The organism is Indioceanicola profundi (assembly GCF_003568845.1).
In the GTDB taxonomy this organism is placed as follows: Bacteria; Pseudomonadota; Alphaproteobacteria; order Azospirillales; family Azospirillaceae; genus Indioceanicola; species Indioceanicola profundi.
Genome location: NZ_CP030126.1, coordinates 1,709,996 through 1,722,647, shown reverse-complemented (window position 1 = coordinate 1,722,647; position 12,652 = coordinate 1,709,996). Strand labels below are relative to the sequence as shown.

Annotated in this window: 12 protein-coding genes; 6 read left to right on the top strand and 6 right to left on the bottom strand. The window is 67.3% G+C overall.

Annotated features, from left to right (window positions below; translation table 11 throughout):
* Positions 1-290 precede the first annotated feature (290 nt).
* The 4 genes from accC to DOL89_RS08190 form a co-directional block, all read right to left on the bottom strand.
* Positions 291-1,634 carry an acetyl-CoA carboxylase biotin carboxylase subunit gene (gene accC, locus DOL89_RS08205; protein WP_119680323.1) on the bottom strand — a complete coding sequence of 448 codons (1,344 nt, stop codon included), beginning with the start codon at positions 1,632-1,634 and terminating at the stop codon, positions 291-293.
* Between the two features lie 18 nt (positions 1,635-1,652).
* Positions 1,653-2,117 (bottom strand): acetyl-CoA carboxylase biotin carboxyl carrier protein, encoded by a 465-nt coding sequence (accB, locus tag DOL89_RS08200; RefSeq protein WP_119678700.1) that lies wholly within the window; start codon positions 2,115-2,117, stop codon positions 1,653-1,655.
* 35 nt (positions 2,118-2,152) lie between these two features.
* Positions 2,153-2,611, bottom strand: a complete 459-nt coding sequence (gene aroQ / locus DOL89_RS08195) for a type II 3-dehydroquinate dehydratase (protein ID WP_119678699.1) — start codon at positions 2,609-2,611, stop codon at positions 2,153-2,155.
* Positions 2,612-2,776: 165 nt separating this feature from the next.
* A complete protein-coding gene (locus DOL89_RS08190) occupies positions 2,777-3,529 on the bottom strand; it encodes a DsbA family protein (RefSeq protein ID WP_225889949.1) in 753 nt (250 codons plus the stop codon).
* 276 nt (positions 3,530-3,805) lie between these two features.
* On the opposite strand from DOL89_RS08190, the gene DOL89_RS08185 reads away from it, so the two are divergent.
* A complete protein-coding gene (locus tag DOL89_RS08185; protein ID WP_162937395.1) occupies positions 3,806-5,362 on the top strand; it encodes a DUF3369 domain-containing protein in 1,557 nt (518 codons plus the stop codon).
* A gap of 337 nt (positions 5,363-5,699) precedes the next feature.
* Here the strand turns inward: DOL89_RS08185 and DOL89_RS08180 are convergent, their stop codons facing one another.
* Entirely contained in the window at positions 5,700-7,067 is a 1,368-nt protein-coding gene (locus DOL89_RS08180) for a M48 family metalloprotease (protein ID WP_119678697.1), read from the bottom strand.
* Between the two features lie 154 nt (positions 7,068-7,221).
* Here DOL89_RS08180 and DOL89_RS08175 point away from each other — a divergent pair, with 154 nt between their 5' ends.
* A complete protein-coding gene (locus DOL89_RS08175) occupies positions 7,222-8,328 on the top strand; it encodes a pyridoxal phosphate-dependent aminotransferase (RefSeq protein WP_225889961.1) in 1,107 nt (368 codons plus the stop codon).
* 6 nt (positions 8,329-8,334) lie between these two features.
* On the opposite strand, the gene DOL89_RS08170 is transcribed toward DOL89_RS08175, so the two are convergent.
* Complete coding sequence (locus DOL89_RS08170) at positions 8,335-9,108, bottom strand: M48 family metallopeptidase (protein WP_119678695.1); 774 nt, start codon at positions 9,106-9,108, stop codon at positions 8,335-8,337.
* A gap of 170 nt (positions 9,109-9,278) precedes the next feature.
* Between DOL89_RS08170 and mnmA the strand changes: the two genes are divergently transcribed.
* The 4 genes from mnmA to ruvC all read left to right on the top strand — a co-directional run bounded on the left by mnmA (position 9,279) and on the right by ruvC (position 12,651).
* Positions 9,279-10,412, top strand: a complete 1,134-nt coding sequence (mnmA, locus tag DOL89_RS08165) for a tRNA 2-thiouridine(34) synthase MnmA (protein ID WP_119680320.1) — start codon at positions 9,279-9,281, stop codon at positions 10,410-10,412.
* Positions 10,409-11,173 carry an enoyl-ACP reductase FabI gene (gene fabI / locus DOL89_RS08160; protein WP_205574657.1) on the top strand — a complete coding sequence of 255 codons (765 nt, stop codon included), beginning with the start codon at positions 10,409-10,411 and terminating at the stop codon, positions 11,171-11,173. The genes mnmA and fabI overlap by 4 nt, the downstream gene beginning before the upstream one ends.
* 189 nt (positions 11,174-11,362) lie before the next feature.
* On the top strand, positions 11,363-12,109 hold the full coding sequence (locus DOL89_RS08155) for a YebC/PmpR family DNA-binding transcriptional regulator (protein WP_119678694.1): 747 nt from the start codon (positions 11,363-11,365) through the stop codon (positions 12,107-12,109).
* A gap of 14 nt (positions 12,110-12,123) precedes the next feature.
* On the top strand, positions 12,124-12,651 hold the full coding sequence (gene ruvC, locus DOL89_RS08150) for a crossover junction endodeoxyribonuclease RuvC (protein WP_119678693.1): 528 nt from the start codon (positions 12,124-12,126) through the stop codon (positions 12,649-12,651).
* Position 12,652 lies beyond the last annotated feature (1 nt).

The window sequence follows — 12,652 nt, the reverse complement described above, 5'->3', positions numbered from 1 at the left end:
TGGCCCTTAACGCACCTAACGCGACCCTTAACGCACCTAACGCAACAGATTCGCCGGGTGGGCGTCCCTGGACCGCACCCCTGCCGTGATGCGGCGGCACAGGCGGCAGCGGTTGCGGCTGGAATGCAGCCCGGCAGCCGGGACGGTTCCACCATGTCCAAGACCCGCCGGTCACCGACCGGCGGAGCCCAGTATGGCAGGTGTTAGGAATCCTGTCACTGCCCTGCGGGCTGGAGCAGGGCGGCACGAGGTCCGGCGGCCCGCTCCGCAGCCTACAGGAAGGGCTGCCGCTACAGCTTCTTCTTCATCCACTCTTCGAGCCAGCGGATGTCGTAGTCGCCATTGATGAAGTCGGGCTCGGAGATGATCTTCTGGTGGAGCGGGATCGAGGTGTCGATGCCCTCGATCACGAATTCCTCCAGCGCACGGCGGAGCCGCATCAGGCACTCGTTCCGGGAATTCCCGTGCACGATCAGCTTGGCGATCATGCTGTCATAGTGCGACGGCACGCGGTAGCCGTCATATAGGGCGGAATCGACCCGCACGCCCAGACCACCCGGCGCATGGTACTGCTTCACCTGGCCGGGGGAGGGAACGAAGGTCTCCGGATGCTCGGCATTGATGCGGCACTCGATGGAGTGGCCGTTGAACTTGATGTCCTTCTGGGTGATGCCCAGCGGCGCGCCGGTGGCGACGCGGATCTGCTCCCGCACCAGATCGACGCCGGTGATCATCTCGGTGATGGTGTGTTCGATCTGCAGGCGGGTGTTCATCTCGATGAAGAAGAACTGCCCGTCCTCGTACAGGAACTCCATGGTGCCGACGCCGCGGTAGCCGATCAGCTTCGCGGTACGGGCGGCCAGGGCGCCGATCTTCTCCCGCTCCTCCGCGTTCAGCGCCGGGGAGGGAGCCTCTTCCACGACCTTCTGGTGCCGACGCTGGAGGGAGCAGTCGCGCTCACCGAAATGCACCACATTGCCGTGATGGTCGCCCAGGAGCTGGATTTCGATGTGACGCGGGTTGGCCAGATACTTCTCGATATAGACCTGGTCGTTGCCGAAGGCGGCGCGCGCCTCGCCACGGGCGAGCTGGTAGGCCTCCTTCAGCTCATCCTTGGACCAGGCCACCTTCATGCCCTTGCCGCCGCCGCCGGCCGCCGCCTTGATCAGGATCGGGTAGCCGGCCGTCTCGCCTATGGCGAAGGCCTCCTCCACCGAGTTCACCGGCCCGTCGGAGCCGGGCACGCAGGGCAGGCCATGGGCGATCACGGTCTTCTTTGCGGTGACCTTGTCGCCCATGATCCGGATATGCTCCGGCGTCGGGCCGATCCAGGCGAAGCCGTGCTCGATCACCATCTCGGCGAACTGGGCGTTCTCCGACATGAAGCCGATGCCGGGATGGATCGCGTCGGCGCCCGTGATGGTCGCGGCCGACAGGATCGCCGGGATGTTGAGATAGCTTTCCTTGGAAGAGGGCGGGCCGATGCACACGCTCTCATCCGCGAGGCGCACATGCATGGCGTCGGCGTCGGCCGTGGAGTGCACGGCAACCGTCTTGATGCCCATCTCGCGGCAGGCGCGGTGGATGCGCAACGCGATCTCACCGCGATTGGCGATGAGGACCTTTTCGAACAGACCGTCCTGCATCAGCCCTTACTCGATGATCATGAGAGGCTCGCCGTACTCGACCGGCTGAGCGTCGTTGACGAGGATCTGGGTGATGGTGCCGGCCTTCGGCGCCTTGATCGGGTTCATCACCTTCATGGCCTCGATGATCAGGATGGTCTGACCGGCCTTGACGCTGTCGCCGACGCGCACGAACGGGGCGGCGCCCGGCTCCGGCGAATGATAGGCGGTGCCCACCATCGGGGACTTCACCGCGCCCGGATGCTGGGCCGGGGATGCTGCCGGAGCTGCCGCCGGGGCAGCGGCCGCCGGCATCGCGGCGGGGGCGGCCATCATGGGAGCAGCCATCATCGCCGGCGCGGCGTGGATTGCCGCCTTGGTCAGGCGGATGCGCTTCTCGCCCTCGGAATACTCGATCTCCGTCAGGCCGGTCTCCGTCAGGAGCTCCGCCATCTTGCGCACGAACTCAGCGTCCAGTTCAAACGTCGCCATTCTTCTTAAACCCTTTGATGGCCGGTCGCACCCTGTCAGGCCGGGTCCGCGGCGTCGACGAGACGGGCAACCGCCTCCAGCGCCAGGACATAGCCGTGCGGGCCGAAGCCGCAGATAACACCGCGCGCAACCGTGGACACATAGGAGTGATGTCGGAACGGCTCACGTCGGAAGATATTGCTGAGATGAACCTCCACCACCGGCAGGCCCACGGCGCTCAGGGCGTCGAGGATGGCGATGGAGGTGTGCGAGTAGGCACCCGCATTGAGCAGGATGGCATCGTGTTCGCCACGCGCATCCTGAATCCAGGTCACCAGTTCGCCCTCATGGTTGGACTGGCGGAAATCGATCTCCAGCCCGAGGCGCGCGGCCGCGTCCTCGCACAGGCGCTCGACATCCTCAAGCGTGTCCGTTCCATAGACATGCGGCTCCCGCGTGCCGAGCAGGTTGAGATTCGGCCCGTTCAGGATGAGCACGGAAGGCTGGATGGCCAAGGTTGGCTGTCCCGACATGGTGGTCCCGGAAAACCGCGCGTTTATAGCATGGGGACCGCCGGGGGCAAGGACTGAGCGTCAGCGGAGGCGACAGGCGTGCCAATCCCGCCCCCATGTGCCGCAGGGAACACGGGAGCGGGTATTTGCCGGGGGGCTGGAAGCGGCTCAGCCGCCCTTCTGCGCGGCGCGTTCGGCGGCGAACAGCTCGGTGAAGGCGTCGCGGCCGATCATGCCGGGAACAACCGTCTCTCCCACAACGAAGCCCGGAGTGCCCCGGATGTTCAGGGCCTGGGCCAGCTTGTAATTGGCGTCGATCTCCGCCTGGACGTCGGCGGACTTCATGTCCTTCTCCAGCCGGTCCATGTCCAGACCGACCTTGCGGGCGACGTCCCGGATCACATCGTTGTTCAGCGGCCCCTGCTGGGTGATCAGCGCCTCATGCATTTCCGCGTACTTGCCCTGCTTGGCGGCAGCCAGCGCGGCCTTGGACGCCTCGACCGAGGCGGGGCCGAGGATCGGGAACTCCTTCATCACGACGCGGACCTTGCCGTCGTCCTTCACCGCCGCCGAGCGCTGCGGATGGGCGCGCTTGCAGTAGCCGCACTGGTAGTCGAAGAACTCCACCAGGGTCACGTCGCCCTTTGGATTGCCCAGCACCGGCGAACCGGGGCTGCGGGTCAGCTCCTGCTGATTCGCTTTCACGGCCTGCGAGACGGCCTGGGACGCCTGCTCCTCCTCCCGCTGCTGGAGGATGGTGATGGCCTCGGTGATGATTTCCGGATTCTGCAGGATGTAGTCGCGGACGATCTGCTCGACCGCCTTGCGGTCCATCTGCGCCGGTTCGGCGGCCGCGGCGGGCAGGGTCACGGCCGTCAGGGAAAGGCCGATCAGTGCGGCGCGCAGGGGGCGGGACATCATCACTCAACAGCTCCGGTCGATGCGCCGGCGGAATATCCGGCGCCATGGATTGGCACGATAGACACAGGAGATGGCGAAATCGTGGAGGGATGCAAGCCTGCCGCCCGCTACGTCCGCGGGAAGGACCGGAGTTTCTGACTTGCTTAGCCGACTGAGGTATGCGGAGATATGGGCCGCCGGCAGTCTGCCGGAGGGCCGGTCTCTTTTTTCCGGCCGGGATCATCCGAACACGACCCGGACGGTTCGCAGTCCGATGACCACGGCAGCCGCATGATCATGAATGACGACTTCCTGTTCCAGGATGAGGCGCCATCGGCTCCGACCCGTCCCGAGTTCCCGCAGAAGCCCTGGCTGATCCTGATCGTCGACGACGATCCGGAGGTGCATGCCATGACGCGGCTGGTCATGAAGAAGTTCAGCTATCATGGCCGGCCGGTCCAGTTCCTGTCCGCCTATTCGGCGGAAGAGGCGTTGCAGATCCTGCGCACTGATCCGGGAATCGCGATGATTCTGCTGGATGTGGTGATGGAAACGGATGATGCCGGGCTGCGCCTGGTGCCCCGCATCCGGGAGGAGCTGAACAACGACGCCGTCCGGATCATCCTGCGCACGGGCCAGCCGGGCCAGGCGCCGGAAGACGCGGTCATCCACGGCTACGATATCAACGATTACAAGGCCAAGACGGAGCTGACGGCCCAGAAGCTGGGCACCGCCACCGTAGCGGCGCTACGCTCCTACGAGCACATCACCATGCTCCAGCGCTCCCGCAGGGGGATGGAGCGGATCATCGAGGCGTCCACCAACCTGTTCAATCTGCGCGCGGTCGATCATTTTGCCGAGGCGGTGATCCAGGAGCTGGCGCGGGTGCTGGACGTGCCGCAGGACGGGCTGGTCTGCGTGCCCAGAGGGGCTGCCAGGGCCGACGCCCAGATCCTGGCCGGCGCCGGCACATATGCGGGCACCACCGGAATGCGGCTGGCCGCCGCGGTCAGCGGGGAGCTGTCGGACAAGATCCTCGCCGTGCTCCGCGAGCGGGAGCACCACCACGAGGACGGGCTGCTGATTCTCTGGCTGAAGACCAATGACGGCCGGGATGCGGTAGCCTGCATCCACACCGGCCGCGAGCTGGACGAGCTGGAGCGGCGGCTGGCGGAGGTGCTCGGCTCCAAGATCGCCATCGGCTTCGACAATCTGCACCTCTACGATCAACTTAAGAAGGCGCACAAGGCGACCGTCATCGCGCTGGCCGGACTGGCCGAGTACAAGGACCCGGAGGGCGGCGGCGACCATGTGCTGCGCCTGTCGCGCCTGATCACCGAGGTAGCCTTCCTTCTCCGCACGGACCCGGCCTATGCGGACAGGATCGATGACGAGTTCCTGGACCTGATCACCATGGGCTCCATGCTGTACGACATCGGCATGGTGGCCGTGCCCGACCGCATTATCGCCAAGCAGGGCGACCTGGACGAGGATGAGCGGAAGATCATGGAGGCGCATTGCGAGCGGGGGGCCGCCCTGCTGGAGAAGGCGTCCCGCATGGTGGAGGGGTCGAACTACCTGTCTTTCGGTGCCGCCATCGCCCGCGCCCACCAGGAACGCTGGGACGGCAGCGGCTATCCCCACGGTCTGAAGGGAGAGGAAATCCCCCTGGCCGCCCGCATCGTGGCCGTTGCCGATGTCTTCGACGCCCTGACCCACAAGCGGAGCTGGCGCGAGGCCGTGCCGGTGGCCGAAGCGCTGCGCCGGATCGAGGCGGGCTCCGGCACATTGTTCGATCCGGGCGTCGTGCAGGCCTTCTTCAAGGCCATGGGCGGACGTGGCCGCATGCGTTGAGGGCTCTCCCGACAGAGCACGAGCGGCGCCCGATTCCGCCCGTATAAAAGCCGACATCGCCGCAGATGCGCGGCTTCCGCCGTCCCGAACGGCGTTCTTCCCTGTCTGAAGGCGAAGGCGTTTTCAACAGGGGACAGGACTGAGTGTCGTACCGGTCGAAGGCCGAGGCGACGTCCCTCCTGGCTGGAATTGCCGGCGGAGTCATCACCTCTTGCCGGCAGGCCGTGCTCGCGACGGGCGTGATGGCGGCGCCGGCCCTTGTTCCCAGCATGGCGCTGGTGGCGATCAGGCGGGCAATCCGGCCGCGACCGGGTCCTGACTGCCGCGCGCCTGCAGCCTATCCCCGCTGTCTGCCGGGGCTGTTCTCCACCAGCACGCGGATGTCCTGCGCCCTCAGCCATTCCGGGGAGCCGGCCGGCAGCATGCGCTCAGCCTGGTCGGCATGGAACTTGGCGGCCTGGATGTCGCCGCGGGCCAGGGCTTCCTCGGCCCTCGCATAGGCGAGCTGCGGCTTCATGTCGGCGCGGCTGTAGGCGCTGGCCAGCAGCCGCCAGGGCAGGGAGGAGCGCCGCTCCAGCCGGGTCGCCTCGCCAAGGTTCAGGATCGCCTCATCCAGCAGCTTGTCGTCTCCGGCCTCCAGCAGCGCATGGCCCAGCGCTGCGCGCAGCAGCCCCGCCTCCGGCATCAGCTTCACCGCCTCGCGGTAGGGCGGCACGCTGTCGGCGGTGCGGCTGTTCTCGAAGAGGATCTGACCTTTCAGCTCATGGAAATAGGGGTTTTCCGGTTCCTCCTTGATCAGCCCGTCCATCAGCCTCAGCGCCTCATCGACGGAGCCGGTCTGGTACAGCGCGATGGCGCGGCCATAGCGGGACGGGATGTCGGTAGCCGCAGCATCGAATTTCCGCAGGGCCTGCTGCGGGCGGATGAAGCCCATCAGCTTGGCCTTCATGCGGGCATGGTACTCGTAGAATGGCTCGGGGAAGCGGCTGTTGGAGTGCTTGGAGCGGTTCTCGACGAAGTTGCGCGCCGCTTCCAACCGGTTGGACTGGAGCGGGTGGGTCAGCAGGTACTCGACCTGCCGGCTCTGCGGCAGCAGCGTCTGGTCCATCAACCGGCTCATCAGCTTCACCATGCCCGTGGCCGGCCAGCCGACTTTCTCCAGGTGGGTGAAGGCGAACTCGTCGGCCCCGCCCTCCTGCCCGCGGGAGTGGGAGAGATAGGTGCGCCGCGCGACCTCCTGCCCGCCGCCCATGACGCCAGCGCCGACATCGCCCCGGCCGGCGCCGATGGCGGCGGCGAGGCCCAGCAGCGTGGACAGGGTGGCGACCACCGCCGCGTCTTCCATCGCATTGCGGCCGCGGGCAAGATGGCCGCCGCTGATGTGGCCGATTTCGTGCGCCATGACGCCGATCAGCTCATCCAGCTCGGTATCCATCAGCATTCCGGTGAACCAGAAAATGTTCTGGCCGGCGGCAACGAAGGCGTTCAGCTCGTCATCCTTGATCAGGGCGATGGTCACCGCCTCGGGCACGATGCCGGCCGACTGTAGAATCGGCGTGGCGAAAGCCTTCAAGGTCTGTTCGATTTCGGTGTCGCGGATAAACTGCATCTGCCGGCCCTGGGCAAAGGCCGGCTGCACCGCCAGCATTGCCGTCACGAGCCAGACGACCGCCAGCATCGACAGCCGTTTCGAAAGCGCAATCATGAAACCTTCCTTCGGCGACGCCATACGGACCCAAGCTAGCCATGAAAAAAGTGGCGATGGAAGGGCCGGCTTGCCAGAAGCCGACGCGCCGGATTTCTCGAAAACCGGCATCTGGGCGCCGTCTGCCCGCGGACGCGTGGCCCCCTTCATTGTGATGGAGGTGCTGCGCGCCGCCAACGAGCGGCAGGCGGCGGGCGGCGACGTGCTGCATCTGGAGATCGGCCAGCCCAGCACCCCGGCACCGCGCGGCGTGGTGGCGGCGGCGCAGGCTGCACTGGCAAGGGAAAGGCTGGGTTATACCGACGCGTTCGGGCTGCCGGCGCTGCGGGAGGCGATTGCCCGCTGGTACCGGGACCGGCACGGCGTGTCCGTCGATCCGGGGCGGATCGCGGTGACCACCGGCTCCAGCGCCGGGTTCCTGCTGGGCTTCCTGGCGGCGTTCGAGCCGGGGGACAGGGTGGCGCTGGCGGCACCTGGCTATCCCGCCTACCGCAACATCCTGCGCGCCGTGGGGCTGGAGCCGGTGGAGTTCCCGACAGGCCCGGAGACCCGGTTCCAGCCGACGGTGGAACATCTGGAGGCGCTGGAGACGCCGGTGCGCGGGCTGATCGTGGCCAGCCCCAGCAATCCGGCCGGCACGATCATCCATCCGGCGGAGCTGGCGCGGCTCACCGCCTGGTGCGAGGCCAGGGGCGTCCGCGTCATCTCCGACGAGATCTATCACGGGCTGGAGTACGGGCAGGCGGCCAGCTCGACCGCGCTGGCCTCCACGAACCGGGCGCTGGTGGTGAACAGCTTCAGCAAATATTTCAGCATGACGGGCTGGCGGCTGGGCTGGCTGGTGGTGCCGCCGGAGCTGCTGCGGGCGGTGGAGTGCCTGGCCCAGAACCTCTACATCTCCCCGCCGACGATCAGCCAGCATGCGGCCGTGGCCGCCTTCGACTGCATCGAGGAGCTGGAGGGGCATGCGGCCCGCTATCGGCGGAACCGGGACATCCTGCTGGAGGAGCTGCCCAGGGCGGGGCTGAGCCGCTTCGCCCCGCCGGACGGGGCCTTCTTCCTCTATGCCGATGTCAGCGGGGTGACGGACAACAGCGAGGAATTCTGCAAGCGGCTGCTGGCGGAGACGGGGGTGGCGATCACGCCCGGCACCGATTTCGACCAGAGCCGCGGCCACCATTCCGTCCGCCTGTCCTTCGCCGGGGCGGAGGCCGAGATGGCGGAGGCGGCGCGGAGGATCGGACGCTTCCTGAAGGGCTGAGGCGGGTCAGGAGGCGCGAATTTGGGGCAGCATCTCCTCGATGGCGCGGATGCGGGCCTGGGGGGCGGGGTGGGTGGCCAGGAAGTCGGGAACGCGGGAGCCGCCCGCGGCCTCCATCCGCCGCCACAGCTCCACCGCCTCGGCCGGCTCGAACCCGGCTTGCGCCATGGTGACTAGCCCCAGCCGGTCGGCCTCCAGCTCCTGGTTGCGGGAATAGGGCAGAACCAGCCCGTATTCCACGCCGATGCCCAGGGCCGCCGCGATCTCCACTGCATATTCCACATCGCCCAACTGCAGCAGCAGGGAGATCAGGCGCATTCCGAACTCCTTGGCGACCTGGGTGTTCATGCGCTCCTTGCCATGCTCCGCCTGGAGATGGCCGATCTCATGACCGACGATGGCGGCGAGCTGGTCGGCGCTGCCGATCACCTGGAACATGCCTTCGAAGACGCCGATCTTGTTGCCGGGCAGGGCGAAGGCGTTCACCTGCGGGCTGGCGAAGACCACCGTTTCCCAATCCGCCGGATTTGCGCCGATGGCGTCCAGAAGGCGGGCGGATATCTGGTCCAGCACGTTCTGGAACCGGACATCCTGGCTGACGGGCGTCTTGGCCCGGATTTCCTCCCACCCCTTCAGCCCCATCTCCACCACCGTGCTGTCGGAGACGAGGTCGAAGGGCAGTTCCTCTCCGCAGCCGCCGAGCAGGGGGGCTGTGGCGGCGGCCCCCATCAGGGTTAGCAGGCGGCGTCGGGGAAGGGGATGGCAACGGCACATGGGCATGCGGCTCCGGACCTGGACAACATGCTGGCAACGTCGTGCCGCTGCTCCCGTTCCGCAAGGGGGCGGGCATCCGCGCAAGCATGCCGCCCCGGCGCGGGCGCGCGTTGCGCTGCCGCCCGCATCGCCTATATTCGCGCCCCATGGACACAGTTCTTCCCCCCATCGCCGGGCTGAACAGCCTGGGCATCGACAAGGCGCCGAGCGACACCCGCGTGGTGGTCGCCATGTCGGGCGGCGTCGACTCCTCCGTGGCCGCCGCCATGCTGAAGCAGCAGGGCTACGACGTGGTGGGGATCACGCTCCAGCTCTATGACCACGGCATGGCCGTGGGCAAGAAGGGGGCGTGCTGCGCCGGCCAGGACATCTATGACGCCCGCCGCGTGGCCGACGCGCTGGAATTTCCCCATTACGTGCTGGATTACGAGAGCCGCTTCGGTCAGGCGGTGATCGACGATTTCGCCGACAGCTATCTGCGGGGCGAGACGCCGATCCCCTGCGTGCGCTGCAACCAGCGCGTCAAGTTCCGCGACCTGCTGGAGCAGGCGCAGGACCTTGGAGCCGACTGCCTGGCCACCGGCCATTATGCCCAGCGCATCATGGGGCCGGCGGGGGCGGAGCTGCACAGGGGCGAGGACCCGAGCCGCGACCAGAGCTATTTCCTGTTCGCCACCACGCCGGCGCAGCTCGACTTCCTGCGCTTCCCCCTGGGGCATCTGCCCAAGACGGAGACCCGTGCCATCGCCGAGCGGCTGGGCCTGCCCGTCGCGGACAAGCCGGACAGCCAGGATATCTGCTTCGTGCCCACCGGCAACTACGCCTCCGTCGTCGAAAAGCTTCGGCCGGGCAGCCTGGAGCCGGGCGACATCGTCCATGTGGACGGAAGGGTTCTGGGCCGGCACGAGGGCACGATCAAATACACCATCGGCCAGCGCAAGGGCCTCGGCATCGGCGGTCGCAAGGGACCGGACGGGGAGGAGCTGGAACCGCTCTATGTCGTGAAGGTCGATCCGGCGGCGAAGCAGGTTGTCGTCGGCCCGCGCGAGGCGCTGGCCCGCGACATGGTGCGGGTCAAGGAGGTCAACTGGCTGGCCGCCGAACTGGCTGGCGGGGCCGTAACCTGCGAGGTCAAGCTGCGGTCCGCCCAGCGGGCGGCGGCGGCCACCGTCACCCTGGACGGGCAGGGCGGGGCGGTGGTGCGGCTGGATGAGCCGCAGTACGGTATCGCGCCGGGGCAGGCCGCGGTATTCTACCAGGGCGGCCGGGTGCTGGGCGGCGGCTGGATCGGCGGGACGGAGCGGGCATGATCACCCTGGCGGGCAAGCGTGGATTGGTGGTCGGGATCGCCAATGGCAGTTCCATCGCCTATGGCTGCGCCAGGGCCTTCCGGGAGATGGGCGCCGATCTGGCGGTGACATATCTGAACGAGAGGGCGAAGCCCCATGTCCGCCCCTTGGCGGAGGGGCTGGGGGCGCAGTTGATCCTGCCCTGCGACGTGCGGGAGCCCGGCCAGCTCGAAGCGGTGTTCGAGGAGATCGGGCGGCGGTGGGGCCGGCTGGACTTCCTGCTGCACTCCATCGCCTACGCCCCGCGGGAGGATCTGCACGGGCGCGTGGTGGATTGTTCGCGCGACGGCTTCCTGACCGCCATGGACGTCTCCGTCCACAGCTTCATCCGCATGGCCCGGCTGGCGGAGCCCTTGATGACGGCCGGCGGATGCCTGCAGACGGTGAGCTTCTACGGCTCCGAAAAGGTCGTGGAGCATTACAATCTGATGGGGCCGGTCAAGGCCGCGCTGGAAAGCACCGTGCGCTACATGGCCGCCGAGCTGGGGCCCAAGGGCATCCGTGTGCATGCGCTGTCGCCGGGGCCGTTGGCGACGCGGGCGGCCAGCGGGATCGACCGGTTCGACGAGCTGCTGGCGCGGGCCGCGGCGCGGGCGCCCACCAACCAGCTCGTCACTATCGAGGATGTCGGCGCCTATGCCGCCTTCCTGGCCAGCGATGCGGCCAAGGCCGTGACCGGGGCGGTGGAATACATCGATGGCGGCTACAACATCGTCGGTTAGGGCTGACCGCGGCTCCAGGCCCAAGCCCTAAGGCCCGCATGGCGGGGCTGTACGTCCTGCATTCTTCGCCCATGAAAATGCCCCGCGGGACGGGTGTGCTTTGCGCGACGGCCTGTGGTACAAGCCCTGATCTTCCATCCCGCTATCCGCCCGGCCTGGGCGGACGGTTCAGAGAATTGCCAGGGTCCCATGGCCGGTCATAGCCAATTCAAGAACATCATGCACCGCAAGGGCGCGCAGGACGCCAAGCGGGCCAAGAAGTTCAACAAGCTTGCGCGCGAAATCACCGTGGCGGTGAAGTCGGGCATGCCCGACCCTGCGGCGAATCCCCGCCTGCGCGCCGCCATCGTCGCCGCGCGCGCGGAGAACATGCCGAAGGACCGCATCGACCGCGCCATCAAGCAGGGCACGCCGGGTGCGGACGACACCAATTACGAAGAGGTGCGGTACGAGGGCTACGGCCCCGGCGGCGTCGCGCTGATCGTGGAAGCGCTGACCGACAACCGCAACCGCACCGCCTCAGAAGTGCGCACCGCCTTTTCCAAGAATGGCGGGACGCTGGGTGAGACCAACTCGGTCAGCTTCATGTTCAACCGCATTGGGCAGGTCGTCTACCCGGCCGAGGTGGCCGATGCCGACGGCATGCTGGAAGCCGCCATCGAGGCCGGTGCGGAGGATGTGCAGTCCGACGAGGTGAACCACATCGTCATCACCGCGGTGGACGATCTGGGCTCCGTACGCGATGCGCTGGAAGAGAGGTTCGGCGCACCCTCCAGCGCCAAGCTGACCTGGCAGGCGCAGACATTGATCCCAGTCGGCGAGGATGCCGCCCAGACCCTGCTGAAGCTGATCGACGTGCTGGACGACAATGACGACGTCCAGGAGGTGATCGGCAACTTCGACATCTCCGCCGACGTTCTGGAAAAGCTGGGCTGACCGGACAGGATGCGATGACCGCCCTCTCCACCATCCGCGTCCTGGGGCTCGACCCCGGGCTGCGGCATACCGGCTGGGGCGTCATCGACGTCACCGGGAACCGGCTGAGCTTCGTTGCCGACGGCGCCATCCACACCAATGAGAAGCAGGACCTCTCGCGACGGCTGGAGGTCCTGCATGACGGCATCCTGGACGTGATCCGGGCCTGGACCCCGGACGAGGCTGCGGTCGAGGAGACCTTGGCCAACAAGAACCCGTCATCCACCCTGAAGCTGGGGATGGCGCGCGGGATCGCCCTGCTGGTCACGGCCAGGGCCGGGCTGCCGGTGGAGCAGTACCTGCCCATGATCGTGAAGAAGTCGGTGGTGGGCACCGGACATGCCGACAAGGCCCAGGTTCAGCACATGGTGCGCATGCTGCTGCCCGGCTCCCAGACCACCAGCGCCGATGCCGCCGACGCCCTGGCGGTTGCCATCTGCCACGCCCATACGGCAGGAACGAAGCGGCGCGTGCTGGACGGGATGCTCGGAGTCCGCCGGTAGC